Here is a 25,349-nt window from a genome sequence, read left to right on the forward strand (position 1 = left end):
TCTTTTATCTTGGTAAAGCACTTCGTTGTTTTTTTACGTCACTCGGTTTTTAGTTTGTTTGATCCCTATAAAGTGCTTGTAAGCAGGGACAGGTACAGAAAGCTCGGACAAGCTACCATTTATAAGCAAGAAAAAACAACCTATTAAAGCAAGGGCGACAGTGAGGATATCTTGCTTCGTTAGGGCGGTTTGTTTTCTAATCAGGAGGTAGATAATAATCATAACTGGTGCCAAATACTGCAGTAGTGTTGCCACAGCTGCATTTCCGTAATGAATGGAGGCCATATATGTATACTGGACAGCTAACATTCCGAATAAGGCAAAGATAAGTAAAGAAATGGCGACTTGTTTATTTTTCCATACCGATATTATTTGTGTTCGATCTTTTAAAAAAATTGTATGGTTAACAGAAGCATGCCTGCTAGTAGTTAACGTGTGGTTACAAGCCAATTGACTTCTAGCTAGTAATGTTGAAATAAGTATTGTGAAATGGTTCCACCGATACCCCAACATGTTGCGCCAATAATAACTAAAAATAATCCAGTAATCCTGCTTGAATTTTGCATGGTGATGATCCACCCTTGTTATTGTTTCCAATCTATTATAATCGGGTTTGTATCAAAACACTAGATGATAAGAAAAATCTATGTAAGGAAAAGAAGTTTGAAACAGAATGCTGCTGGGAAAAAACAAATAAATCGTAGTAAAAGGAGCTGAGAAAACATGATTAAAATAACCCCAGCACCATTTGACAATGCTCTTGAAATTGAAATACAAGGTAAAGTAGAAAAGGAGGATTTGCATCATTTCGAGGAATTCTTCATGATGAAAAGACAGGAGCATAGTAAAGTAAATATTCTTTTATCCATTGAAAATATGGAAGGAGTGACTTTAAAAGGCGCCCTAGAAGATTTAAAAATGACACAGCATTTAAAGGATATCCATAAAATGGCTGTTGTTAGTGACAAGAAATGGGTTGAAATGGGAGTGAAACTAGAAGGAATACTACCTGAAACGGAGCTCAAGCATTTTGCCCCTAAAGATAAATCTCAAGCACAACGCTGGTTAGGAACATGATCTTTATAGTAAGAACCAAAACAATTATTAAGATCCTATTTTGCCTAAGGCAGGATAGGATCTTTTCATATTTTAGTTGCAGTAGCTAAGGTGTCTATTGCTTGAGTAATTGACGGATTTTTTACATGTTTATGGATGAGCTCTTCCTGTTGTTTTTTTATGGTATGATATCAAATGGAAGATAGACACAAACAAATATAACTATCCCACATCTATGGATGTTACCGATCATTGCGATTGTTTCCTTGTCTTTATCAATGATTTGGGGTGAGCATAAACTCCTTTGTATTGAGACTAATGCAATTAGGCTAGGCTTGTAAGTACAAGATTGTGCGGATGTTAGCTGTTATCTCAAGGAGAAAACTCTCTCTTCTTGTACAAGTGTCGCTTTATATAAATATAAATTGAGGATGATTGTGAATGGTTGAACTTATAGCTACAGCAGAATCAATAAACCAAGCAAAATTACTGATAGATGCAGATGTTGATACACTTTATATTGGAGAAGCTACTTTTGGTCTTCGTTTACCTGCAAATTTCTCCCCGGAAGAAATAAAAGAAATATGTCACATCGCACATGCAAAACATAAAAAAGTCTGTGTCGCTATGAACGCCATTATTCATAATGACAGGGTAAAATTAATACCTGGATATTTCGATTTCTTGCAAGAAGCGGGAGCTGATTACGTTACCATTGGTGACCCTGGTATTATACATTTGTTAAACAAGCATGAAGTTTCAATACCATATGTATATGATCCACACACGATGGTTACAAGTGCAAAGCAGGTTAATTTTTGGGCGAAGCGAGGAGCTAAAGGAGCGGTATTAGCAAGGGAATTAACCTATGAAGAATTAATCTCTATTTCTGAGCATGCGGATGTACCTGTGGAAGTACTCGTGTACGGAGCAACTTGTATTCACCATTCAAAGCGCCCACTAGTAACCAATTATTTCAGCTATACAAATGAGAAAAGCAAAAATCAAGAGCATTTATTTATATCCGAACCGAAAAAGCCAGAAACACATTATTCGATTTATGAAGATATGAATGGGACGCATATTTTTGATACAAATGATATTAATTTATTACCGCATTTGAAAAAGTTAGTGGATGCAGGTATTTCAAAATGGAAATTAGATGGGATCTATACACAAGGACGAGCATTTGTAGAGGTTGCAAAGCAATTTGTTCAAGCGAAACAGGCACTTTTGGATAAAGGCTGGTCCGATGAGTTAAAAGAAAAATTAAATTTAAAAGTAAAAGAGCATCACCCTAGCGAACGAACTTTAGGTGAAGGATTCTTTTTGAAAAATCCTAATGATGTTCAATGACATGGGGATCAAAATGTCTAGTGAAATGGCGCATGGAATGAGTCGTTAATTTGTAAACGTAGAGAAAAGGCAACCTCATCGCTTTTTGGAACGGAACTTTACAGCATAATGGAATAAATATAAAACGTGATAGAAATGAAATGTAAAGAAAGGTTTGTGAGTCATGGGAAAATGGAAGAAGAAACCAGAAGTTTTAGCACCCGCTGGTACATTAGAAAAACTGAAAACAGCGATTCATTACGGTGCAGATGCTGTTTATATAGGAGGGAATGCATACGGATTACGAAGTCGAGCTGGCAATTTTACGTATGAGGAAATGCAAGAAGGTGTGACGTTTGCAAAAGAGCATGGAGCTCATGTTTACGTAGCTGCAAATATGGTTGCCCATGAAGGAGATTTGCAAGGTGCGGGCGATTTCTTTCGGACGATAAGAGATATTGGGGTGCGTGCAGTTATCGTCTCTGATCCTGCGTTAATTGAAATTTGCCTGATGGAAGCTCCAGGTCTTCCTATTCATTTGTCAACACAGTCCTCTGCTACGAATTACGAAACCTTAAACTTTTGGAAAGAAGAAGGACTGGAACGTGTTGTGTTGGCGAGAGAAGTAAGTATGGATGAAATTAAAGAAATAAGAAATCATACAGATGTAGAAATTGAGGCATTTATTCATGGTGCAATGTGTATCTCTTATTCTGGTCGTTGTACATTATCAAATCATATGTCGGCTCGAGATGCAAATCGCGGAGGTTGTTCGCAATCTTGCCGGTGGAAGTACGATTTGTTTGAAATGGGTCATAATGGCATGCGTCAGTCCTTTGCTGTCGATGAAACAGATGAACCTTTTTCGATGAGTGCTGTAGACATGTCCATGATCCATCATATTCCTGATTTTATAGAAAACGGTGTAGATAGTCTGAAAATAGAGGGTCGGATGAAGTCGATTCATTATGTTTCCACTGTGGCTAATGTTTACCGCGAAGCAGTTGATGCTTATTGTAAAGATCCTGCCAATTTTACGTTCCAACAGAGTTGGGAAGATGAATTGTGGAAAGTGGCGCAACGTGAACTGTCGACCGGTTTTTATTACGGAACTCCGAATGAACAACAGCAATTATTTGGAAAACGGAGGAAGATCCCGGTGTATAAATTTATCGGTCAAGTATTAGATTACAACGATGCTTCCCAAATAGCTACGATACAACAGCGTAACAGTTTTGCCATAGGGGATGAAGTAGAGTTTTACGGTCCTGGCTTTACACATGTGTATCAAAAAATTACGCAGATGTGGAACGAAGATGGCCAGCCTATTGAACGAGCAGCTCATCCGATGATGAAAGTACGCATACAAATGGATGCACCTGTAAAGCCATTTGATATGATGCGAAAGGCAAAATAGCCCTATTTATTGTATAGGGTACTATAAAATGAGGTGCTTGTGGATAACGAAATTACCCAGCTGACGTTTATAAACATCTTCCAAGTGGTATTACACAAAAGTGAATTTTAAAAATGCTTGGAGGTTGTTTATGTGGGTACAAAGAGAAAAGGTGGGCAACAGAAAAGGTTAATTGATTATCCGATTTTTGTACCATCCCTTTTAATTATCGTTGCCATTAGCATCCCTTTATCCATGTATGAAAATGAATCACTAGAAATACTGAATGCCATTTTTAATAAATTAATCGATGTGTTCAGCTGGGGATATCTTTGGTATGCAATTATATTAGTAGGAGCGGCAATTTACCTATCTTTTTCAAAGTACGGTAAAGTTGTTTTAGGTAACCCTGCTGAAAAGCCGCGATTCACATTATTTGAATATGCTTCCATCTTAATTGCCATGGGCTTGGGGTCAACGATTATGCGTACTGGAATGACCGAGTGGGCGAACGTAGCTGTGAATCCTCCATTTGGTGTGGATCCTCAATCTACAGAGGCCATTCTATGGGGGAATTCTTATAGCATGTTTTTGTGGAGCTTTCAAACATTTGCGATTTTTGTAATGGCCGCTCCAGCGATGGGATATATCCTGCACGTCCGTAGAAGTCCCGTGATGCGAATATCTGAGGCATGCCGTGTCATTTTTGGAGATCGGTTTACGGATGGATTTGGCGGAAAAATGTTGGATGTTATTTTTCTTATTAGTATTTTAGCAGGAGCTGCTGTGACTCTTGGGTTGGGTGCACCAATTGTTACTTATAATTTAGCAGAACTGTTAAACATAGAGATCAATTTCACCTTAACATTAATCGTTACGATTGTATGGGTAGCTTTATTTTCCGTTAGCGCCTATTTAGGGATTGAAAGAGGGATCAAACGATTAAGCACATTAAATATGTACCTTGCAGGTGCATTTGCATTAATCATTATGCTAATAGGGCCAGGGGTTTTTATCCTCAATTACTTCACGGATAGTATGGGCTTTTTAATATCCAATTATGTAGATATGTCGTTTCATACAAATGCTTTAAGTATCGATGGTTCCTCTCATATGGAGAGACAGACGATATTTTGGTTTGCTTATAATGCAACATGGGCTATGCTGCACAGTGTTTTTGCAGCAAAAATATCTTACGGTCGCACAATAAAGGAAATGATATTAACGTATTTAATGGCACCAACCTTTATCTCCTGGGTTGCAACTGGTGTGCTTGGAGGATTAGGCGTGAACAGTTATCTGTCTGGAGATGTACCGGTATTGGATACAGTAGCGAATAACGATGCCATGCAAGCTATTCCAGATATATTATCTTCACTGCCATTTTCAACCGTCGTGATCATTCTGTTTATTGTGATCGCGATGATTTTTCTAACTACTACGCTTGATTCTACTACTTATACGATTGCTTCTTATACGAGTACGGAAAATATGAGCAAAGTAGAGCCGTCTAAATATTTACGGATTATTGTTGCTGCTGTTATTACTGTGCTCGCTTTAATTTTAATGCGAATAGGCGGTTTGCCACCTCTTGAGGTTGTATCCGGGATGATGGGTATACCGATTATTATCATCCAATTTTTTACGATATACGCTGTAATAAAGATGATCGATGAAGATAAAGCCTGGAAGACAAATGTTCGTGAAAAAAAATAAACATTCTCATATTTCTTCTAAGTCAAGCCCCTTTAGCAACGGCGCTAGAGGTGCTTGATTTGCTATCTTTATCATGCTGTAAGACCTTCCACTTGAGAAGTTGGATAAACCTGTACTGCAATAAGTCAAGCGAGGATACCACACCTAAATCCCTATTTCGGAAGAGGTCTTGGTCCGTACTATTACGGTACGAACATCAGTAGGGGATGAATGAAAAATACTACTGATTGAAGATTCACTTTATAGAACTTATGAGAGGTAAACAGGTTTAAGTATGAAATTACGCATTAGACATAAAAAGACTTAATAGCTTATCTATTGTATCCGCTTTATGGGCTTGTTAAAGTTATCCAGTAAATATGTTATGATAAACATGGGAACAAAATGCTCATGAGGGGGAGAAGTTATAATGGCTGAAAATATTCTAGTAGCTTATGATGGATCGGAATTAAGCAGAAAAGCAGTTGAAGAAGCGAAAAAGCAGGCTAAACTTGTAGAGGATGCTGTGGTACATGCTGTGACTGTTATTACACATGCTGGACCAACTGCCAATGCTGCACTTGCACGCAGTTTTATGGGGGATATGGCAGAGGAAATACGTCCATCGATGGAACGTATTCGTGAAGAATTTGAAGCAGAAGGAATTAACTGCAAGGCAGAGGTGCTGTTGGATTATTCTTTTCGTAATCCAAGTTCTCAGATTGTAGAGTATGTCAAGGAAAATCAAATTGACCTTATTATTCTTGGTAGTCGCGGCCTTGGTGGAGTAGGAAGACTTCTGTTAGGAAGTGTTAGCAGCCAAATTGTTCAACGTGCCGAATGTAAAGTGTTAGTAGTAAAATAAGACGAGGAAGAAATACAAGGAGAGCCCCCTGGTTTTTTTCACGAAATAAATAACTTCTCAATATGCTGAAGTCAAGCAATCCGCTGATGAACAATATAATGCTAGAACTTCAGACATTATTAACAAATACGTAAAGAATAAATTCGTGCACGGACAATTTGCTTAGACGGAGATTGGCAACGTTATACCTGCTGAATAAAGCTTTTTTGCGCTGTATGTAAGCTAGTAAATAGTTTAATTTAACATACAGCTCTTTTATTGTTCAAAAACAATTGCTTCAATCGATTTACAAGTAAAGCTGGAATCTGTAAACAAATCATTTATTACAGTATCATGTAAGGGTAGAGGAAAGTTCCTATTTCTAAAAATCAGTGCTAGGATAGAAAAAGAGGATAGCTTTCTGAGGAAGGGATAAAGATGGTATTTGTCATTTGTATCGTTATAGGGATAATAACTGCACTGGTAGGAGCTTTAATGGGGCTTGGGGGAGGAATTGTACTTATTCCCAGTTTGTTAGGTTTACATCAGTTTTCAGAGGCATTTGCATGGGCAACGCCACAGGCGGTTGTTGGTATTTCCCTTGTTGCGATGGTGTTCACAGCTTTATCATCATCTATTGCTTATGTGAAAACGAAACGGATTGATTATAAAGTAGGTTTATGGCTTATATCAGGTAGCATTCCTGGTAGTATTCTTGGGTCATGGCTCAACCAGTTTATGGATACAGAACCGTTTTTACTTTATTTTGGTCTGGTAATGATTGGTGTATCTGGGTTGTTTTTTGTAAAACGAAAAGTAACAGCAACTCGAGTTAAACCACAAAATAATCGCGTTCGTACCTTTGATATCGATGGAACAACATATCATTACCAATTTTCTCTCTGGATTGCAATCCTGCTATCTTTATCTGTAGGGGTGTTATCAGGTTTATTTGGTATTGGTGGTGGATCGATTATGGTTCCAGCTATGATTCTTATATTTGGTATACCCGCACATGTGGCAACAGCGACATCCATGTTTATGATTTTATTTATAAGTCTAATTGGAGCGGGGACACATATTGTATTGGGACATCTAGAGTGGATGTATGCGTTATTCTTTATCCCGGGAGCCTGGATCGGTGGAAAATTAGGTGCTATGATCAATCAACGTTTATCTGGAAAAGCACTTGAATGGATTTTAAGAATCGTATTAATTATAATTGGTATTCGAATGATTTTTCAAGGGCTAGCATAAGGAGTATTTTTTAAATGGAAGAACAAATCTATTTTTATTATACGAATGATTTACATAGTAATTTCGATAACTGGTCTCAAGTTTCTTACTTTTTAAAGCAGGCAAAACATCGCTGTCAAGCTGCAGGTGACTCTTGCTGGACAGTAGATATTGGCGATCATATGGATAGAGTACATCCAATAGCAGAGGCTTTTAAGGGGAAAGCAAATGTTGCTTTACTGAATGAAGCTGGTTACGATATAGCTACCATTGGTAACAACGAAGGCATTACTATTTCCCATGATGAACTTGTTGCATTATATGAGGAGGCAAGATTTACAATAGTTTGCGCTAATTTGCATTCAAAGGAAGGCGAAGCCCCCGATTGGTTACAGTCCTATACGTTAGTTACTTCTGAACACGGAGTTAAAATTGCCGTAGTTGGTCTTACGGCACCGTTTAATGCGTATTATGAGCTGCTTGGCTGGTATGCTTCTCCTCCTTATGAGCAGTTGGAGAAAATATTAGGTACTATCAAACGCCAAGCAGATGTAATTATATTACTGTCTCACTTAGGATATAGTGAAGATTGTGAAATAGCCCGTCGCTTTCCTGGTATTGATGTAATTATCGGTGGACATACCCATCATTTGTTACGAAATGGTGAGCTTGTGAACCATACACTTTTGTCCGCTGCTGGAAAACATTGTCATTATATCGGAGAAGTAATCTTAACATGGGATCATAACCAAGGCAGATTAAAACAAAAGCAAGCATATGCCACTAATATTACGCATCTGCCAAAGGATTTGGATACAGAGAAATTGCTTACAGCTTATCAAGAACGTGCTGAACGCATATTGGCTAAGCCGGTTGCACAATTATCCTCTCCTTTAGAAGTTAATTGGCGTAAAGTGACTCCTATTTTACAAGCTTTAACAGATGCACTCAAGCGACAAACAAATGCGGACTGTGCGATGTTAAATGCGGGGGTGTTGTTGGAAAGCTTGCCTGAAGGAACAGTTACGTACGGTGATATTCATCGTATTTGTCCACATCCAATTAATACTTGTGTCGTGGAATTAACAGGTAGTGAGTTGTTAGAAGCTATTCGTTCTTCGTTGACAGAGGAATTTATCGAATTTGAGTTAAAAGGCTTTGGATTTCGTGGGAAAATGATTGGTAGAATGGCTTTTTCCGGGTTAACACTGCAAATGGAGGAATTAAAAGACAGAGCTCTATTTGTGAAACAAGCATTTCAAAATGATGGAATTCCTTTACAACCAGATCGTATTTATACGTTAGCTACTGCTGATACATTTACCTTTGGCAGATTAATCCCTGAAATTGCTCGCTCTGAGGTTAAAAACTATTATTTACCGGAATTTCTACGAGACATATTGGCACAAACATTACAAAGCATGTAATGGCGATGAATGTAAATCCATTCATGATAAAGGATTATTAGCAATTGTAAATCCATGGAGAGAAATGGAATCACTATTTTATTTCGTAGCTTACGACGTAATGAAGCTCACAAAGAAAGTGAATATGTTGGTAGGATTAGTTAGGAGAGAATTTTTATTCTAATCCTCCCAGAGCAATCATAGACTTGCTTTGAGGGGGCTTTTTTATGAGAAAACGACCAGGACGTAGAATACGAACAGATTCTCCGATGAAAATAATCTTACTGATGACCTCAGTTGCTTTTGTCATTTTGACCTCCCTTAGTATTTTAATTGTTGACAAAGGAATCACCCCTCCTTTAATGGATATAGCCAATCAAAAAACGAGAGAGTTTGCGACACGTACTATTAATGAAGCAGTGAAGTCAACAGAAAATATTAGCTTTGACGACTTAATGGAAGTAAGCTCAGAAAACAATGTATCTATTGTGGGTTGGAAATCAGCAGCAGTGAATCGGGCGCTTCGTGCGGCTACAAAACGAGCCGAATATTTTCTATATGGAATGAATAAAGGTGAGACATTAGATACAGATGACCCGGAAATGCCACCACAGGATTATGGGGATACGGCGGATGAATTGGCAGACAAGGATCCTACTGTAGTTGAAATTCCCATTGGTCAGGCTACAGGAAGTACCATTTTAGCAAATCTTGGCCCAAAAATACCAGTCCATTTTGAAATTGTTGGCAGCATTCAATCAGATGTGGAATATATTATGAAAGATTTTGGAATCAATGCCGCACTGATTGAAATATATATACCGGTCACTGTAAATGCGCAAATCGTTGTCCCTTTTAGTACTGAATCTGCTGAAATTAGTACGAAAGTCTATGTAGATTCTCGCGTTATTATGGGAGATGTACCACAATTCTATGGAGGCGATGGTGAAAGCGCGCCAAATATTTCGATTCCCAAGGATGACTTGAATCAGAACAATTAATTTGCTATAATGATTTTTATAAATAGAATATTTCAACCTTATCAGATCGGTGAGGTAGAGGTGCAGTATATAAGAGTAGTCTGTTGGAGGATGACAACAATGAAAGCAGATGAAAGGATGTATTGCCGAAGCATAATAAGTGTCAAGCTTATTATCGCTGGTATGCTTTTGAATAGGAGGTATACTGTCATGCAGCAAGCAACATGCATGGAGAACTACTGATCGAAATGGAGGATAACGTATATTGCAAAGACAATGGTAGGTTATTTTCTATCGTTGTCTTTTTCTATGTGAACGGACGATACTTCCGTTCACTTATCCTATTTTCCATCAACAGTATGTTTCCTTGCTCGATTGCAATTTAAAGTGGAGGTAAACGGAATGGAAGGAACAATTTTTTCACTTATTCCAGCTGTTTTAATGCTGGTGCTCGTCCTCTTAACGAGAAATGTCTTACTATCTTTAGGAACAGGAATTATAGTGGGAGCTCTGCTCATCCACGATTTCTCAATTTTAGATTCGCTTAAAGAAATCTGGATGCAGTTTTATACCCTTTTCGTATCATCTGATGGCGCAATAAATACAGGGAATGTTCTATTGCTGACGTTTTTACTGTTATTAGGAGTAATGACTGCTTTTCTACAGGCTTCTGGAGGGAGTCAAGCATTTGGCGAGTGGATGATTAAAAAAGTAAAAACGCGCTCAGGTGCACAAGCAATGAGTGCAGTGTTAGGATTAATTATTTTTATTGATGATTATTTTAATAGCTTAGCTGTTGGCCAAATTGCTCGTCCATTAACAGACCGCCATAAAATTTCCCGAGCTAAACTGGCTTATATTATTGATTCAACGTCTGCTCCAGTAACGGTAATTTCACCTATTTCCAGCTGGGGAGCTTATATTATCGGCATTATGGGCGGGTTGTTTGCTGCAAATGGAATTACAACATTGGAGCCATTAGAAGCTTTCATCAAAATGATCCCCTACAATTTATATGCCATCGCAGCGGTCATATCTGTTTTTTTAGTTGCTTATTTAAAAGCAGATATTGGTCCAATGCGAAAGCATGAAATACGAGCCATGCAGACTGGGGAGCTAATTGATCCAAAACAGGATAAAGTACCTGGGGATTTAAGCGATACATTCACACCACATCAGGGAGGTAAGATATACCATTTACTGGTGCCAATTGGAGTCCTTATTGTTGCTACAGTATCTTCTATGGTGATTACAGGAGCGATGGCGACAGAAGAAAATGTTAATATACTTACCATTTTTGCGAATACAAATGTAAACTTATCCTTATTTGCCGGTGGGATTATAGCGGTATTAACCTCATACTTGTTTCACATGGGTCAACGAAAGCCGAGAAACTCCAGTTTGAAAATTGTTTTTGAAGGTGCAAAGACGATGATGCCAGCCATTTACATTTTGTTGTTAGCTTGGATGATTGGTTCTATTATTGGAGTATTGGAAACAGGAGAATATTTAGCAGGTATTGTAAGTGATTTGTCGCTAAATCCTGCTTTTCTGCCATTTTTGTTCTTTATTATTGCTGGTTTTATGGCGCTTGCAACGGGAACATCATGGGGAACGTTTGGAATTATGTTACCAATTGCAGCAGAAGTATCAACGATTACGGATATGGAAATGTTGATTCCGTCTATGGCAGCGGTATTAGCTGGATCTGTTTTCGGCGATCATTGTACCCCGATATCCGATACAACCATTTTATCAGCTACCGGAGCAGGAGCAAATCATATTGATCACGTCATGACCCAGCTTCCATACGCATTTATTTCTGCATTTGCTGCTTCCATTGGATACATTCTAGTTGGTTTTACAAATCAAGTGATTCTACCATTGGCTGTATCTCTGTCCATCATTATCGCATTTACTACCATTATTCATTTTATGAAAAACACAAGGACAGAAGAATAAGTAAGAAGTACCCAAAGGGACTGGGACATAAGCAAATGCTATATAGCAAAAGCCGAACAATCCATTTATAATTGTTCGGCTTATTTGCATTAAAAAATTTTATCACCGTTATGTCAAAATACTTCGCTTTCGTCAGCTTCCTCGGAAAGCAAAAACCGCTTTCCTGTGGGATTTTCAGCTCGCGCTGTTCCCGCAGGAGTCTACATATTTTGACTACGCTAAAACTTGCGTATACACAATTGGCGATTTATTGTTCGTTTTTTTAATCAGATAAGACACGATAAAATTAGATGCTTGGGGATAACGAAATAACCGAATCGCTACGTCCGGCGCATGAGCCCAGCAACGATGCGACTTTAGAAATGCGCCCTACGACAAGTCCTCATCGGTTCGTCGCTAAGAGGAAAGCCGACTAAAAACGGGTTTGCCGCCCAGACGTCGGCATACCCCTGTTTTAGTGGCATGATTCCTAAATCTTTAGTTGATTCGTTCCATTGGCTACGTTGCTAAACGGGCGCCCCGCGCCTTTGTTCCACTATAGGAACACGTATTACTCCGTTCAATCTTACTCCTTCGTTTATTTATTTTTAATTATATAAAATTTTACCCTTCATATATTTATTGTATCACAATAATTATCCTACTCAAAAATAACAATGTCACGAAAACATCCATAATTTTCAAAGCTAGTCACCGCAAATAAATAATGTCATTCCAATCAAATACTTTATCTGTAATTCCTAACTATTGGGCAGGAGTTAGTTTTTTTCTATCACCCATAGTTATCGGCAAACAGAAATAATCGTAGGTTCGTAAAATAGTGAAAGCATGTGGAGCATATTTCGGACTAAAGTCCGCGGTTACCATCATTTCTGGATGATACGATAAGTCTTTCGAGAATAGAACTTATAAAATTCACTTGACATTTCTCTGTTCTGTGTGGAATACTTTTCCTGTAAAGGATATATTATCCTAATAAAGAAAGCGGATTAAACAATTAATTCTAATTATTAAAAATATAGAGGATGGTTAACATGTTTACTAAAACCGAAAATTTTATTGGTATGACTGTTGCTATTATAATGTCCCTTGTGATAGTTACTTTTATTGCCTCTGTTTTTATTTTCATTACATATGGAGTTGTGTATTTATTATCATATTTACCTTTTGTTGATTTTCATTACTATTCTAGCTTCTGGTTAAATGTATGGTATTTCTTCGGCTTTTTAATCTTAAATATTTTTATGCTTTTTTTAAGTGAAATGGTAACTTTTATAGATAGGAAAGATAAAAAAATAAGGTCATTAGATGATTTAGGACCATCTAACTTGATTGAATGGATTAAATTTCTCATTGTTTTTGTTATTTACATGAATGTTTTTAGTCTTATATCTGAAAGGCTTGAAGCTACTATAATTGGATCAACATTAATCGCTGTTTTTACAGTTTTAATTTTTTGGTTCATAGGTAAAGCTATAGATAACTTCGTTGATAAAAAATGAATTTAACACACTAGTATGCTCCCTTTAAAGTAGCCAGGTTTAAAAATAAAACTTGCTACTTCGAAGGGAGTTAATTTTATGTCCAAAAAAGGTCATACTAGTGAATTTACACAAATGGTATTAGATGGATATGAAAATAAAGGATATAGCTTTAGATGTATTTATAAACGTATGCGTACATCACACGACTCTTATGAATTAGAAGGAAATCGTAAACAAATATGAAGGGAAGGTTTCATAAGAACCTCTTCTAATAAAGCCTATTCAAAGGAAATAAAGGCTGTAGATAGCATATGTGCTTATTATATCAGACTTTTCTTATATGCGTGTAAACAAATTTAAAAGTTTTGGCTAAAAATAATGAAAATAAAAGCACCGCTTTTGGTAAGCTCTATTCGATTATCATTATTCTCTACTTTGATTTTGACAGAGTGAAATGGTTAGAAAACGAGAATGCGGTTGTTTAGAAGGGATATATGACACGAAGTTACGCCATAGATAATGCAATGAAAATATTTTTTGACATATGCATCAAGTACCGTTATAATACAAACATAAATATCTGAAAAAACTAAACTTTTGGAACATTCCTCATTCCCGACTGATAGGATGAGGAAGAAAGGAGGAGGAAAATATGGCATTACGTTCTCAATGGGGAACAAGAGCAGGTTTTATTATGGCTGCGATTGGTTCAGCTGTTGGATTAGGCAATATTTGGCGTTTTCCAGCTGTAGCATATGAAAATGGTGGCGGAGCGTTCTTTATTCCTTATCTGTTTGCATTGCTAACAGCAGGTATTCCCATCCTGATTATGGAATTTACTATGGGGCATAAATACCGGGGGTCCGCGCCTCTAACGTATCGAAAAATGAACAAAAAAACTGAATTCATTGGCTGGTGGGCTGTTCTTGTAGCATTTGTTATTTCTACCTATTATTCTGTCATTATTGCCTGGGCAATAGCTTATGCATATTTTTCCATTGACTTGGCCTGGGGGGCTAATACGGAAACATTTTTGTTTAACGATTATTTAAAAATGGTTGATCCTGGTCAGGTGGGCAACTTGGTTCCTGGAGTTCTCATACCACTGATTTTAGTCTGGTTTGTCGTCTTATTTATTTTATTCCGAGGTGTGAGGAAGGGAATTGAAATTGCTAATCGCATTTTTATTCCAGCATTAGCTATTATATTTCTAATTATTGTTATTCGTGCTGTAACATTAGATGGAGCTATGCAAGGGTTACAAGCCTTTTTTGAGCCGGATTTTAGCAGTATCTTTTCTGGCGAAGTATGGGTGGCTGCCTACGGGCAAATATTTTTTAGTTTATCCATTGCATTTGGGATTATGATTACGTATTCTAGTTATTTATCAGAAAAATCAGATATCACAAACAACGCCTTTATTACTGGATTTGGGAATTCAAGTTTTGAATTACTTGCTGGTATAGGAGTCTTCTCTGTGCTTGGTTTTATGGCTACGCAATCAGGCGTAGCAGTAGATGAAGTTGTTTCTGATGGCGTAGGTTTGGCTTTTGTTGTATTTCCTGCGATTATTAATGAATTTCCAGGCTTAAATGGTCTATTTGGTTTCTTGTTCTTTGCATCCTTAGTTTTAGCAGGTTTAACCTCATTAATGTCGCTTACGGAAACGTATGTTGCGGGAATTTCCGATAAATTTAATATTTCTCGTAGGAAAGCGGTTATGTTTGGTGGAGGCTTAGCTGCAGTTATTTCGCTTATTTACGCAACGCAAGGTGGCTTATCTTTTCTGGATACAGTTGATTATTTTATTAACCAGTTTGGAGTTGCATTACTAGGTTTAGTCGAAGTTGCCTTGATTACTTGGGTGCTTCGTCAAGTTAAAAATTTAAAAAATCATGCAGATGAAATATCCGATATTAAGCTTGGCTGGTGGTTCCCAGTAAGCTTAAATGTGATTACACCACTAGTGTTAGGGTATATGATGTTTGATTTATTACGTTTGAATTTATTGAAATTATTTGACACACCGACTGGAAATTATGCTGGCTATTCAGACACGTTTATTTTATTTGCCGGCTGGTCAGTTGCTGGTGTAGCACTTATAGTAGGTATCGTTATGGCTGCTACAAAGTGGCGCTCTAAAGAGGCAGATAGCGGTTATTCCGATCAAAAGGAGGCTAAATAACATGACTGCAAGTGCTATTTTTGTAATGATTTTAGGCATGGTGATTATTTGGGGTGGACTCACAGCAAGTATTACTTATGCTGTGAGAAAGTCACGACAAAAATAAATTTTGCAACAGCACAAAGCCAGTTTGCTTTGTGCTGTTGCAATTTTAATTCACCACTAATCTTTTTGCTTGGCCATTCGTTCCCATTTTTTTAAATAAGGATATGGATCAAAAGACCATTCGCTATATCCATTATCTTTATACATTCCATAGTGGAGATGTGGGGGGAATTTTCCTGATGTGCCAGGGGGACCATAACCAGTCGAGCCCACTCCGCCGAGTACATCTCCTGGCTTCACTACTTTTCCTACTTCGATATCATCCTCGTATCCACTCATATGCCCATAATAATGATAAATATTGTATATATCTCGAATTCCGATTCGCCAGCCACCGTATAAATTCCACCCCATCATTTCAACAACCCCATAGGTTGTCGACTTAACAGGAGTGCCATAATCGGCAAAAATATCGGTCCCTTCATGAATTCGTAATCCACCAAAGCCTCTGCGATCTCCCCAAGTGCTTCGGTAGCTATAGTTATAGGAAGTAGATACAGGAAAATCTCGATCCACTAATTGAATGCCTTGGAATTTTTTGAAAACCTTAGCTGTATTCATGATCGTTTGAACCGTTAAATCCCGATTGTAATAATTCCATAATGCGATTTTAATATCATCCTTTGTTTGTCCATACGTAAGGATATAGTTTCCCATCGTATATAGGATATCTTCAGCATTACTTGGATCTGCTTTTTGATCCCCGTTGCCATCTTTTCCATAGCCATTAAAGAAATCAATTAACCGCTCATCCGTAATCATGGCTGCATTTCCAAGTCCAAACCAAGCTTCAGTAGGTATTTCAATGGAAATAACTTGCTCATCATTCGTATTCTGTTTCGCATTTCGTTCATAATTGTCGATGGCAGCATAGTAGTACCAAGGTATTTGCGTGATTGCTTCTGTTTTTTTAAACAAGGCCATTCTTTTTTCATATATAGAATCGTCACTAGCTTTTACAACTGTAGGAGCAATCACAAGAAAAAGTGTACATATAAAAACTGTTATTGTAATCATACGTTTGACATGCAATTTGTTTCACCCTTTATTTTCCATTTCTATACATTAACTTATTATTTGTTGTGTTTAACTTTTCCATATGTGCTTTTTAATATGCAAGGTAATGGATAAGTTCAAGCAATTATTTAGTGTATATAAGTTTTAAAGGAATGGAAAACAGATGGGGAAAGCGAATTCAAAATAATAATCTGTTAAAAACAAGGACAAACGAAAAATTACGCTTGTCCTTCCATACGAGTTATTTTGATTCTTCCATTTGTTGAATGATTTTTTCAATTGTATTATCGTAGTCGCCCTCTGTAGTCGTCGAATTATGCAAGCTTTGGATATCATCAATAAGGTTCGTGTTATCGGTGGCATAGATATCAAAATAGCTAGGCATAATGGATGCGGCAGTCTTTTCTGCTATTTGGGTTGCTTTTTCTTTATCGGTATCGTTTGATTTCTCATAAGCAATCAGCACTTCTTCATCCGTAACCAATGTAGCCACTTCTTCGAAAGCGTCTGCTCTTAACATCGTTCGCGTAATCATATCTGCCATTCTTGTACGATCCATTCGCATAGAGCGTTGATCTTCGGTGTCATTATTAATTTGTTCTTTTGAATAACGAACATAGCCTAGTCTGTTATCCAATTCCTCATCAGCGGGAGCTTGTAATTCGTTATTTGGATCAAGTTGATTTTGAATACGGTCTCTTTCATTTGTAGCGGTGTCATTATCCATGCAACCGGTAGCTAAAAAGATTGCAGCAAAACCAATTGGAACTATCTTCTTCATTGGAATAATTTCCCTCCATTCTATAACCGATTTCCTCATTCAAGGATCATCATTAGTTTGTTTACTCCATTAGAAAACATACTGTATTTTTCTGGAGCCTTTTGAGAAAAGGTGTTAAACTGAGAAGATAAAGTATCGTGGGGGGAACACGTATGATTGAACTTTTTGGAAAAATGTATGAACTGGTTGAAGATCATAAAGGTGGATTTCAGGAAAGTGTTGTAAAGGAAAGATATTCCGACATTCTAGCTAAGTATGATTATATTGTTGGTGATTGGGGATATGATCAATTACGGTTAAAGGGTTTTTATGATAATAAGCATGTGAAAGTTCCAGTCGATGCGAAAATTAATGCTCTAGAGGATTATTTATATGAATACTGTAATTTTGGTTGTGCTTATTTCGTATTAAGAAAATTGACTGCAAAAGAGCAGTAGCCAAGGTGCATTCTACTGCTCTTTTTCGTCATGGATAATATGAGAACCCTGTATCCTTCTAGGAACATCTTGATGTTGTTCACGGTCTGGATAAACAAAGGCGCTATCTCGGTGCTGCCCTTTTTCCCAAGGAGTGGATTTACCTTCAACTGGTTTAGCCTCATTCACAGGCGACCCAAAAGCTCCCTCCGGAAATTCTTCAGGTATTAATCGATCATGCGAATGCTTTACATTTGAAAAATCACTATAGTCTTTCTTCTTCTTCATGCTTCCTTTCACCTTCCTTATTGTAAAACAAGCGATACATTATTAATGTATCCCATATTTAAAGCTTTACGTTTAACAATTAAAGGGAAAAGCATGCTAAAAGGATTAAAGATTATTCTGTAGGAAGTGGCGAATTTCGTCAGCTTCCATATTCGCTTCCTTGAAAGTGTGTTCAATAACACCTTTATCCTGCAAATCTTCTTTTCCAATGGATAAGCAACGGTTTTTGCGTAGGTTTATAATCAGCTTTTTATTTGCATCCTCATGATCATCTAAAATGGCTAAATCATATCGTTGTAACTGCCCCATAAAACTGACATAACGTACGTCTTTTCTTACTGTTTCATCATTAATCACATCATATTTTTTGCCCATTATATCCCCCATTTTGAAAAGTGTTATTTTCCCAACTATATCATGTTTTGCTTCATAATCCTACAGAATATGATATGATAATGGTAATTCCTTGTTGGAGGGGTGACCGATGTATTTTGTTGATCGAAAAAAGCTAGAGGCGACATTGCATTATATGGATAAATTAATTCATATATTGGAATTGGACCGTCCTAACTCAATAAAAGAAAAACTATGTTTGGAACGAGCTGTACACGTATTCATCGAATCTACACTTGATGTTGGCAATATGATGATTGATGGATTTATTATGCGCGATCCAGGAAGCTATCATGATATCATTGACATTTTACTGGATGAAAAAGTACTCCCGCCTGAAAAGGAGAATGCGTATAAAGAACTGATCACATTGAGGCGAATGTTGATTTCAGATTATGCAAATGTGGATCATGATAAGATAATGCAAACCATACAAACATATCTCGATGATTATAAACAGTTTTCAACCTATATACGCAATTATCTCACTGAGGAACATCAGCAAGTTACACATGCGTTTACTAACGGCTCACAATAAAGCAAGTATTCAATCAGTAGGATTTTTCGTTGAGCCTCCTGAAATAGTAGATCAAAGGGTAAGAGCGCAGCATAACGTCCTTTTAAAACACTTTTTCTGCGTGTGAGGTGTCACTTTCCAAGTTTTTCTGCCTTTGAAAAAGAGGAAACATTTTTTCTCCGTGTCACAACTTGGTAAACGACAGCTTATAAGCCCAACGAATTGGGAATTTGAGTGCCGTCATCTCCTGTCTAAATTTTGGAAGCGGATAGTGTGGCACCTTACATTTGGAATAAACATAACTATACCGTGTAAACAGCTGATAGCAGCTGTTTATTTGGTGTTTAAAATAGGAGAGTGGAACAACGATGACAAAAGCATATCAAGGTTATTTAATCGATTTAGATGGGACGATGTATCAAGGGAATGAACCTATTCCTTATGCTTCTGATTTTATACAGACATTGCATCATAAACAAATTCCCTACGTATTTGTAACGAACAATTCTTCTAAAACACAGGAAGATGTGGCTGCTAAATTAAGGAAGCTAGACATACCAGCAGAACCTAGTCAAATCGTCACGACAAGTCTAGCTACGGCTTCTTATATTAAAGCAAATCACGGGCTTTCTCGTTGCTACGTTATTGGGGAGGAAGGCTTACATAAAGCCTTGCGGGAAGAAGGGCATACCATTACGGAAACAGAAGACTGCGATGTGGTTGTTATCGGAATTGACCGAAATATTACGTATGAAAAGCTGGCAAAAGCGAGCATTGCAGTTCGCAATGGAGCAACGTTCATTTCAACCAATGGAGATAAATCTATACCAAATGAACGTGGGCTATTGCCAGGCAACGGCTCCCTTACCGCTGTCATTTCGATATGCACCGGTGTTGATCCTGTTTTTATTGGAAAACCTGAAGCAGTTATCATGGAAGAAGCGCTTGAAGTATTGGGGTTAAGTAAGGAGAAGGCATTAATGGTCGGTGATAATTACGCAACCGACATCCAAGCTGGGATACAAGCGGGGATAGATACGTTAATGGTATTTACGGGTGTTACTCCATTTTCGGATTATAAGCAACTAGCCGTTGCGCCTACGCATTATGTGCACAACCTTAAAGAATGGATGGAGAAGCTATAGTACGTCGTAAAGACAGTAGAACAGGAAGAAAGTTTATTTTCTTCCTGTTTGCTATTTAGTCATCTAATAAAACATCCTCACCAGTTCCATGCGCCAAACGGCTGGAAGCTGCTGCTGCAATTGCTCCTACGATATCATCTAAAAAAGTATGACATTCACCTGTAGATTTATCATTTAACCTCTTTAATATACCGGGCTTTTGTTTATCAATGTACCCATAATTGGTGAATCCAATCGAGCCGTAAACATTAACAATAGATAAAGCAATCACCTCATCAACCCCGTATAAGCTTTCGTCTGTATCTATCGTTTTTTGTAAGGGCTGTTGCAATTGCTTATTCTCAGCAAGGACATCTAATTGAATTCCAGTTAAAATAGCATTTTGAACCTCACGTTTTTTAAGGACACGGTCCACGTTATGCCTACACACGTCAAGAGTTAAATTTTCATGGTATTTGGATTGTAAGTAGTATACAAGCTCTGCAATATCATCTAATGTCACGCCTCGCTCTGTTAACCATTGTCTAGCCTTAACTTCTAATTCACTTCGACTCGTATTTTCGTCCATTCTTCATCATCCTTTCATTTTTCTGTGAAAATTCCTTGCACTCGTATCATAAACTGTTATAAAAGCATATGACGTTCTTAAATAACGTATTGTTTTAAAGAATCCATATAAGGAGGTATACACTTGCACATTAGTGATTGGCTTTACGAACATTATAAGATTCATCCAGAAACAAAACGGTGGGTTGCGGGCAAGGAATGTTATCAGGCTGGCCAATATGTTTATTTTATCACTTCTATTGAAAACAATGAAATTATACATATGGAGCAAGCAGTAGTTGCCTACTATATAGCAGAAAATTCTTATAATCATATGGCGATTCCGATTCCAAATCATCAAGGGGAGTGGCTTACTCCTTATCAAGATAAGCATTGCATTGTCGTGCAAGGGACCGATGTTGGTCCTTCTCATCAAGCTACAAGTGGTTCTATGTTAGCACAGTTTCATCAAATGGGGAGTCAGTATAGCTATGAACCGAAAGCTATTTCCAGCTATGGTCAATGGAAGCAGCTTTGGATTGACAAAGTAAGCTGGATGGAACAAACCTTGGAAAAAGCAGCTCAAGAAAAAGCAACTCCTTATTATCGATTGGCCATGGATGTGTTACCTTATATTATCGGTCTTAGTGAAAATGCCATTCAGTATATTGGGGAGAGTGATCAGGAATTACGCTTTCAAGAATCGGATCAAGGTACCATCGCTTTTCGTAGATATATGGACCAATTGCAGCAGCCTGTTATGTGGCCAATGGAATTAGTATATGATCATCCGGCTAGAGATATTGCAGAATTTTTGCGACAAGCATTTCTTCAACAAAATCCACAAGCAGCAGTTACTCATTTCTTGCGGGAATATCAAACCATACGACCGGTCTCGGTTTTTTTCTGGCGTTTAGTGTATGCCAGATTATTGTTTCCTATTCATTTATATGACTGTTTAGAACGAAATCTATTAGCAGAGCAAAAGGGTGACGGGGTTGAGCAATTGGAGGAATTATTGCGGCTTCAAGCCAGGTATGAAGCTAATCTCAGTCGTTTTTTTGAATGGGCGGAACTGGACTGTGACCTTTTACAGATTCCTGTGTTACACTGGCTGTAGTAGATCATTTAGGCGCTGTAAAAAAACGTTCGTACCTTGAGGCACATCTTTTTTGCTTGGAAATTTTCAGATGAAAAAACATTGTTCATAGCTGAAGTTGTATGCAGAAATTTTTAACTTACTTAAGCTCGTTTTCTTTTGAATTCTCATGCATACTATCGCTAGAGGAGGAGTGGAAATGAAAAAACCTTTGGTATACGTGACAAGAAACATACCAACAGAATTATCGAAAGCCTATGAAGAAAAATTTACATTTTTCTGTTGGGAGGAAGAAGAAACTCCAGTTCCCAGAGAAGAATTACGTAAACATTTGCAAATAGCAGATGCATTGATTTGTATGGTGAGTGATTCCATTGATAAATTACTTATAAAAGATGCCGACCATTTAAAAATAATCGCTAATTTAGCTGTTGGGTACGATAACATCTGTATAGAAGCGGCAAAATCAAGAGGTATCATTGTAACGAATACACCTGATGTGTTAACAGAAACGACTGCTGATTTAGGGTTTGCTTTGCTATTGGCAACTGCGAGACGTCTCATAGAGGCTAATAATTTTATTAGACAGGGAGAATGGAAAGAGTGGTCTCCTTATTTGCTAGCAGGTGCTGATGTTCATCATAAAACCATTGGTATTGTAGGAATGGGGAGAATTGGCAAAGCGATGGCTAGACGTGCACAAGGCTTTGGAATGAATATCGTATACCATAATCGTTCGAGGGATGAAGCAGCAGAAAAAGAACTAGGAGTAACTTATGTAAGTTTTCATGATTTATTAAACCAAGCAGATTTTGTAGTTTCCGTCGTACCATTTACCCATGAAACGAAAGACATGTTTAATTCTCATGCATTTCAAATGATGAAAGAAACAGCTGTGTTTATCAATATTTCCCGAGGTGGGGTAGTAAATGAAGCGGATTTAATTCATGCGTTACAAAGCGGAGTTATTCAAGCAGCTGGGTTGGATGTGTTTAAAGAGGAACCGATACAGAAGAATCATCCACTACTACAGCTACCAAATGTTGTTGCTTTGCCGCATATTGGATCAGCAAGTGTGGAAACGAGAACGAATATGTGGAAATTATGTCTAGATAATGTTGCTGCTGTGCTTAACGGGGAATCTCCAAAAACACCCGTCTAATGGAAATCTAGGGAAACGAATGGTGAGCACTATTTGTTTAAAAAACAGAAAATGAAGTAATAACCAAGCATAAAAAAGAAGGCATTCCTTGAATTAACGCCTTCTTTATATCTTGTATAGTAAGGTGCCGTAAGACCCACATGGTCGCTAAGGGGAAGATAACGGCACCTAAATTCCCAATTCGCTCAGAGAGACAAGACGTCGATCTCTAGAGGCGTGACACGCAGAAAAAGCGTTTTTCTTTTTCAAGGACGTTTCGGTTTTAGTCTTTGTTCTAGAATAAGAAAGTATAAAATTAGGGGCTTGAATAGCCACGTCCGGCGCATGAGCCCAGCAACTAGGCGACTTTAGAAATGCGCCCTACGATAAGTCATCATCGGTTCGTTACCTCACCGTGATTCCTTTATCTTTAGTTGATTCGTTCCATTCGCTACGTTGCTAAACGGGCGCTTGCGCCTTTGTTCTAGAATAACCAGTGGTGACGAAAGCCCCCGACTGCTTGAAAATTTTCTTTATAATTGCTCTATCCGGAGATTTTTAAAATACTTGTTCGATCTCAGTTACACCTGGGACTTCAGCCATAAGTGCACGTTCAATTCCTGCTTTTAATGTAATGGTTGAGCTAGGGCAATTCCCGCAAGCACCCATGAGACGAAGAAGCACAATGCCATTTTCATCAACATCAATTAGTTCCACATCGCCACCATCACGCAGCAAGAATGGACGTAATTTATTTAACACTTCCTGTACTTGTTCACGCATTATCCATCTTCTCCTTTCTTCTTATCTATTATAAAACGAATACATTGAAAAATCTATTTAACGAAGCAGATAATCAATTTTATTTTAACTTTGATTCGACTTTTTGTAAAATAAAAGATATCAATGGATGGAATGGAGGGAAAAGCATGAGTGAGATTGTGATTACGGTTTACGGAGCAGAGCAGATATGTGCTAGTTGTGTTGGTGCTCCTGGCTCAAAAGACACGTTTGAGTGGTTACAAGCGGCTTTAGGACGTAAATATAATACAGAGTCGATAACGTATGAGTATATTGATATAGAACAGCCTCCATCAATGGAAAAACATCAAAACTTTGCCAAACGTATTATGGATGAAGATTTATTTTATCCGATCGTGTTTGTTAATGATGAGATGGTAGCTGAAGGGATTCCGCGGTTGAAAGACATTTACCAAGCATTGGACCAATATGATTTACCATTACAATCATCGCAGAAATGAGGACAGTTTATGCAAATACCTTTTATCAAAATGCACGGGTTAGGAAATAATTATATTTATCTAGATTTTTTCCAATATACAGTAGAAGAAGAAAAATTATCAGAATTGGCGAAAAGTGTTTCCAATGTCCATACAGGAATTGGCTCAGATGGACTGATTATCATACATCCGAGTGAAACCGCTGATGTTGGGATGCGAATCTTTAATAAGGATGGTTCAGAAGGACAAAGCTGTGGGAATGGATTACGTTGTACTGCGAAGTATGCATTTGAACAAGGAATAGTAGCTGAAAAGCGATTTCGAATTGAAACGAAAGCCAATATAGTTGAAGCAGAAGTACAAGTGACAAATGAAAAAGTAGACCAAGTTACCATTAATATGGGGAAACCGCATTTGGAGCGCGAACTTATTCCGATGCAAGGCAATCCGAAACAGCATGTTATTGGTGAACCATTTGAAATTCAAGGACAAACGTTGGAGTTAACAGCATTATCAATGGGGAATCCGCACGCAGTATTTTTAGTGGATCAGATAAATGGGGAGCAGGTGTCTCAACTAGGTCCACTGGTTGAAAAAGATGAACGCTTCCCGCAAGGAGCCAATGTAGAGTTTATTGAGATTGTTTCCCCAGTAGAAATCAATTTCAGTGTCTGGGAACGAGGCTCTGGAATAACACAAGCATGTGGTACTGGAGCATGTGCTGCGGTGGTTGCAGGGGTGTTAAACGGTCAGTTAAAACGTAATGAATCCGTTACCGTGCATTTGCCTGGAGGAGACTTGGATATTACATGGGACGCAGATGGAAATGTTTGGATGACTGGCGGAGCAGAGACCGTTGCTACAGGGGTTTTTTATTCCCCATGTAAGGTTCTGTAAGGCTTCTATTTCAAGAAGGTAAAAACAAATAAGTCTAAGTGGAGATAATAACACCTAGATGCCCAATTATTCAACCAATTCAGCAGGAGGTGAGGGAAACTCCTGCTGAATGAAGTTTCACTTGATGCACTTCAGCTATAGCATTATGATGACAAATAGCATATGTATACCAAAGAAAACGAAA

General features: G+C 37.8%; 26 protein-coding genes, 1 pseudogene and 1 riboswitch. Of the genes and pseudogenes, 20 read left to right on the forward strand and 7 right to left on the reverse strand.

Annotated features, from left to right (window positions below; translation table 11 throughout):
- Positions 1-81 precede the first annotated feature (81 nt).
- Positions 82-566: pseudogene (locus KBP50_RS05450) on the reverse strand (DMT family transporter); the annotation flags it as partial.
- A 157-nt stretch (positions 567-723) separates the two neighbouring features.
- Here KBP50_RS05450 and KBP50_RS05455 point away from each other — a divergent pair.
- From KBP50_RS05455 to KBP50_RS05515, 13 genes are all read left to right on the forward strand, one after another.
- The gene (locus KBP50_RS05455; RefSeq protein WP_050350360.1) at positions 724-1,077 is read left to right on the forward strand and encodes a SpoIIAA family protein; all 354 of its coding nucleotides are present in this window, start codon (positions 724-726) and stop codon (positions 1,075-1,077) included.
- A gap of 420 nt (positions 1,078-1,497) precedes the next feature.
- Complete coding sequence (locus KBP50_RS05460) at positions 1,498-2,412, forward strand: peptidase U32 family protein (RefSeq protein ID WP_050350361.1); 915 nt, start codon at positions 1,498-1,500, stop codon at positions 2,410-2,412.
- A gap of 163 nt (positions 2,413-2,575) precedes the next feature.
- Positions 2,576-3,808 carry a peptidase U32 family protein gene (locus KBP50_RS05465; protein ID WP_050350362.1) on the forward strand — a complete coding sequence of 411 codons (1,233 nt, stop codon included), beginning with the start codon at positions 2,576-2,578 and terminating at the stop codon, positions 3,806-3,808.
- A gap of 132 nt (positions 3,809-3,940) precedes the next feature.
- On the forward strand, positions 3,941-5,503 hold the full coding sequence (locus KBP50_RS05470) for a BCCT family transporter (RefSeq protein WP_050350363.1): 1,563 nt from the start codon (positions 3,941-3,943) through the stop codon (positions 5,501-5,503).
- 409 nt (positions 5,504-5,912) lie between these two features.
- Positions 5,913-6,347 (forward strand): universal stress protein, encoded by a 435-nt coding sequence (locus KBP50_RS05475; RefSeq protein ID WP_050350364.1) that lies wholly within the window; start codon positions 5,913-5,915, stop codon positions 6,345-6,347.
- 417 nt (positions 6,348-6,764) lie between these two features.
- Complete coding sequence (locus KBP50_RS05480; RefSeq protein ID WP_050350365.1) at positions 6,765-7,583, forward strand: sulfite exporter TauE/SafE family protein; 819 nt, start codon at positions 6,765-6,767, stop codon at positions 7,581-7,583.
- Between the two features lie 14 nt (positions 7,584-7,597).
- On the forward strand, positions 7,598-8,989 hold the full coding sequence (locus KBP50_RS05485) for a bifunctional metallophosphatase/5'-nucleotidase (RefSeq protein ID WP_050350366.1): 1,392 nt from the start codon (positions 7,598-7,600) through the stop codon (positions 8,987-8,989).
- 206 nt (positions 8,990-9,195) lie between these two features.
- Complete coding sequence (yunB, locus tag KBP50_RS05490) at positions 9,196-9,969, forward strand: sporulation protein YunB (protein ID WP_050350367.1); 774 nt, start codon at positions 9,196-9,198, stop codon at positions 9,967-9,969.
- 47 nt (positions 9,970-10,016) lie between these two features.
- A riboswitch (Lysine riboswitch) is annotated at positions 10,017-10,195 on the forward strand.
- Between the two features lie 155 nt (positions 10,196-10,350).
- Positions 10,351-11,910: a Na+/H+ antiporter NhaC family protein gene (locus KBP50_RS05495; RefSeq protein WP_050350368.1), complete on the forward strand. Its 1,560-nt coding sequence runs from the start codon at positions 10,351-10,353 to the stop codon at positions 11,908-11,910.
- A 1,034-nt stretch (positions 11,911-12,944) separates the two neighbouring features.
- On the forward strand, positions 12,945-13,412 hold the full coding sequence (locus KBP50_RS05500; protein ID WP_050350369.1) for a hypothetical protein: 468 nt from the start codon (positions 12,945-12,947) through the stop codon (positions 13,410-13,412).
- A gap of 78 nt (positions 13,413-13,490) precedes the next feature.
- Positions 13,491-13,637 (forward strand): hypothetical protein, encoded by a 147-nt coding sequence (locus tag KBP50_RS05505; RefSeq protein WP_157858441.1) that lies wholly within the window; start codon positions 13,491-13,493, stop codon positions 13,635-13,637.
- Between the two features lie 409 nt (positions 13,638-14,046).
- Positions 14,047-15,579 carry a sodium-dependent transporter gene (locus KBP50_RS05510; protein ID WP_050350370.1) on the forward strand — a complete coding sequence of 511 codons (1,533 nt, stop codon included), beginning with the start codon at positions 14,047-14,049 and terminating at the stop codon, positions 15,577-15,579.
- A 1-nt stretch (position 15,580) separates the two neighbouring features.
- A complete protein-coding gene (locus tag KBP50_RS05515) occupies positions 15,581-15,685 on the forward strand; it encodes a methionine/alanine import family NSS transporter small subunit (RefSeq protein WP_072740977.1) in 105 nt (34 codons plus the stop codon).
- Between the two features lie 56 nt (positions 15,686-15,741).
- On the opposite strand, the gene KBP50_RS05520 is transcribed toward KBP50_RS05515, so the two are convergent.
- Positions 15,742-16,701: a M23 family metallopeptidase gene (locus KBP50_RS05520; protein WP_050350455.1), complete on the reverse strand. Its 960-nt coding sequence runs from the start codon at positions 16,699-16,701 to the stop codon at positions 15,742-15,744.
- A 241-nt stretch (positions 16,702-16,942) separates the two neighbouring features.
- Positions 16,943-17,482 carry a YhcN/YlaJ family sporulation lipoprotein gene (locus tag KBP50_RS05525; protein ID WP_050350371.1) on the reverse strand — a complete coding sequence of 180 codons (540 nt, stop codon included), beginning with the start codon at positions 17,480-17,482 and terminating at the stop codon, positions 16,943-16,945.
- 152 nt (positions 17,483-17,634) lie between these two features.
- Here KBP50_RS05525 and KBP50_RS05530 point away from each other — a divergent pair, with 152 nt between their 5' ends.
- On the forward strand, positions 17,635-17,919 hold the full coding sequence (locus tag KBP50_RS05530) for a YutD family protein (RefSeq protein ID WP_050350372.1): 285 nt from the start codon (positions 17,635-17,637) through the stop codon (positions 17,917-17,919).
- A 12-nt stretch (positions 17,920-17,931) separates the two neighbouring features.
- Here the strand turns inward: KBP50_RS05530 and KBP50_RS05535 are convergent, their stop codons facing one another.
- Together KBP50_RS05535 and KBP50_RS05540 are read right to left on the reverse strand one after the other, a co-directional pair.
- Positions 17,932-18,186, reverse strand: a complete 255-nt coding sequence (locus KBP50_RS05535) for a hypothetical protein (RefSeq protein WP_050350373.1) — start codon at positions 18,184-18,186, stop codon at positions 17,932-17,934.
- Positions 18,187-18,291: 105 nt separating this feature from the next.
- Complete coding sequence (locus KBP50_RS05540) at positions 18,292-18,561, reverse strand: SAV0927 family protein (protein ID WP_050350374.1); 270 nt, start codon at positions 18,559-18,561, stop codon at positions 18,292-18,294.
- A gap of 109 nt (positions 18,562-18,670) precedes the next feature.
- Here KBP50_RS05540 and KBP50_RS05545 point away from each other — a divergent pair, with 109 nt between their 5' ends.
- Both KBP50_RS05545 and KBP50_RS05550 read left to right on the forward strand, forming a co-directional pair.
- Positions 18,671-19,117 carry a DUF86 domain-containing protein gene (locus KBP50_RS05545; RefSeq protein WP_050350375.1) on the forward strand — a complete coding sequence of 149 codons (447 nt, stop codon included), beginning with the start codon at positions 18,671-18,673 and terminating at the stop codon, positions 19,115-19,117.
- Between the two features lie 347 nt (positions 19,118-19,464).
- Positions 19,465-20,241 carry a TIGR01457 family HAD-type hydrolase gene (locus KBP50_RS05550; protein WP_050350376.1) on the forward strand — a complete coding sequence of 259 codons (777 nt, stop codon included), beginning with the start codon at positions 19,465-19,467 and terminating at the stop codon, positions 20,239-20,241.
- 55 nt (positions 20,242-20,296) lie between these two features.
- On the opposite strand, the gene KBP50_RS05555 is transcribed toward KBP50_RS05550, so the two are convergent.
- On the reverse strand, positions 20,297-20,809 hold the full coding sequence (locus KBP50_RS05555; RefSeq protein ID WP_050350377.1) for a phosphatidylglycerophosphatase A family protein: 513 nt from the start codon (positions 20,807-20,809) through the stop codon (positions 20,297-20,299).
- A gap of 123 nt (positions 20,810-20,932) precedes the next feature.
- Between KBP50_RS05555 and KBP50_RS05560 the strand changes: the two genes are divergently transcribed.
- On the forward strand, positions 20,933-21,907 hold the full coding sequence (locus KBP50_RS05560; protein WP_050350378.1) for a protein kinase family protein: 975 nt from the start codon (positions 20,933-20,935) through the stop codon (positions 21,905-21,907).
- A 178-nt stretch (positions 21,908-22,085) separates the two neighbouring features.
- On the forward strand, positions 22,086-23,048 hold the full coding sequence (locus KBP50_RS05565; RefSeq protein WP_050350379.1) for a 2-hydroxyacid dehydrogenase: 963 nt from the start codon (positions 22,086-22,088) through the stop codon (positions 23,046-23,048).
- A gap of 537 nt (positions 23,049-23,585) precedes the next feature.
- Here KBP50_RS05565 and KBP50_RS05570 read toward each other — a convergent pair.
- Positions 23,586-23,810 (reverse strand): NifU family protein, encoded by a 225-nt coding sequence (locus tag KBP50_RS05570; RefSeq protein WP_050350380.1) that lies wholly within the window; start codon positions 23,808-23,810, stop codon positions 23,586-23,588.
- A 146-nt stretch (positions 23,811-23,956) separates the two neighbouring features.
- Between KBP50_RS05570 and KBP50_RS05575 the strand changes: the two genes are divergently transcribed.
- Together KBP50_RS05575 and dapF are read left to right on the forward strand one after the other, a co-directional pair.
- On the forward strand, positions 23,957-24,289 hold the full coding sequence (locus tag KBP50_RS05575; RefSeq protein ID WP_050350381.1) for a YuzD family protein: 333 nt from the start codon (positions 23,957-23,959) through the stop codon (positions 24,287-24,289).
- Positions 24,290-24,298: 9 nt separating this feature from the next.
- Positions 24,299-25,165: a diaminopimelate epimerase gene (dapF, locus tag KBP50_RS05580; RefSeq protein ID WP_050350382.1), complete on the forward strand. Its 867-nt coding sequence runs from the start codon at positions 24,299-24,301 to the stop codon at positions 25,163-25,165.
- Positions 25,166-25,349: the final 184 nt, after the last annotated feature.

This window comes from Virgibacillus pantothenticus, from assembly GCF_018075365.1.
Classification (GTDB): Bacteria; Bacillota; Bacilli; order Bacillales; family Amphibacillaceae; genus Virgibacillus; species Virgibacillus pantothenticus.

Bases quoted from the DNA above. Each gene is read 5' to 3' on its own strand.
- dapF (WP_050350382.1), top strand. From the start codon at position 24,299: ATGCAAATACCTTTTATCAAAATGCACGGGTTAGGAAATAATTATATT.
- KBP50_RS05565 (WP_050350379.1), top strand. From the start codon at position 22,086: ATGAAAAAACCTTTGGTATACGTGACAAGAAACATACCAACAGAATTA.
- yunB (WP_050350367.1), top strand. From the start codon at position 9,196: ATGAGAAAACGACCAGGACGTAGAATACGAACAGATTCTCCGATGAAA.
- KBP50_RS05535 (WP_050350373.1), bottom strand. From the start codon at position 18,186: ATGAAGAAGAAGAAAGACTATAGTGATTTTTCAAATGTAAAGCATTCG.
- KBP50_RS05570 (WP_050350380.1), bottom strand. From the start codon at position 23,810: ATGCGTGAACAAGTACAGGAAGTGTTAAATAAATTACGTCCATTCTTG.
- KBP50_RS05550 (WP_050350376.1), top strand. From the start codon at position 19,465: ATGACAAAAGCATATCAAGGTTATTTAATCGATTTAGATGGGACGATG.
- KBP50_RS05500 (WP_050350369.1), top strand. From the start codon at position 12,945: ATGTTTACTAAAACCGAAAATTTTATTGGTATGACTGTTGCTATTATA.
- KBP50_RS05495 (WP_050350368.1), top strand. From the start codon at position 10,351: ATGGAAGGAACAATTTTTTCACTTATTCCAGCTGTTTTAATGCTGGTG.
- KBP50_RS05540 (WP_050350374.1), bottom strand. From the start codon at position 18,561: ATGGGCAAAAAATATGATGTGATTAATGATGAAACAGTAAGAAAAGAC.
- KBP50_RS05520 (WP_050350455.1), bottom strand. From the start codon at position 16,701: ATGATTACAATAACAGTTTTTATATGTACACTTTTTCTTGTGATTGCT.
- KBP50_RS05530 (WP_050350372.1), top strand. From the start codon at position 17,635: ATGATTGAACTTTTTGGAAAAATGTATGAACTGGTTGAAGATCATAAA.
- KBP50_RS05475 (WP_050350364.1), top strand. From the start codon at position 5,913: ATGGCTGAAAATATTCTAGTAGCTTATGATGGATCGGAATTAAGCAGA.
- KBP50_RS05545 (WP_050350375.1), top strand. From the start codon at position 18,671: ATGTATTTTGTTGATCGAAAAAAGCTAGAGGCGACATTGCATTATATG.
- KBP50_RS05525 (WP_050350371.1), bottom strand. From the start codon at position 17,482: ATGAAGAAGATAGTTCCAATTGGTTTTGCTGCAATCTTTTTAGCTACC.
- KBP50_RS05455 (WP_050350360.1), top strand. From the start codon at position 724: ATGATTAAAATAACCCCAGCACCATTTGACAATGCTCTTGAAATTGAA.
- KBP50_RS05555 (WP_050350377.1), bottom strand. From the start codon at position 20,809: ATGGACGAAAATACGAGTCGAAGTGAATTAGAAGTTAAGGCTAGACAA.
- KBP50_RS05515 (WP_072740977.1), top strand. From the start codon at position 15,581: ATGACTGCAAGTGCTATTTTTGTAATGATTTTAGGCATGGTGATTATT.
- KBP50_RS05505 (WP_157858441.1), top strand. From the start codon at position 13,491: ATGTCCAAAAAAGGTCATACTAGTGAATTTACACAAATGGTATTAGAT.
- KBP50_RS05510 (WP_050350370.1), top strand. From the start codon at position 14,047: ATGGCATTACGTTCTCAATGGGGAACAAGAGCAGGTTTTATTATGGCT.
- KBP50_RS05485 (WP_050350366.1), top strand. From the start codon at position 7,598: ATGGAAGAACAAATCTATTTTTATTATACGAATGATTTACATAGTAAT.
- KBP50_RS05575 (WP_050350381.1), top strand. From the start codon at position 23,957: ATGAGTGAGATTGTGATTACGGTTTACGGAGCAGAGCAGATATGTGCT.
- KBP50_RS05465 (WP_050350362.1), top strand. From the start codon at position 2,576: ATGGGAAAATGGAAGAAGAAACCAGAAGTTTTAGCACCCGCTGGTACA.
- KBP50_RS05460 (WP_050350361.1), top strand. From the start codon at position 1,498: ATGGTTGAACTTATAGCTACAGCAGAATCAATAAACCAAGCAAAATTA.
- KBP50_RS05480 (WP_050350365.1), top strand. From the start codon at position 6,765: ATGGTATTTGTCATTTGTATCGTTATAGGGATAATAACTGCACTGGTA.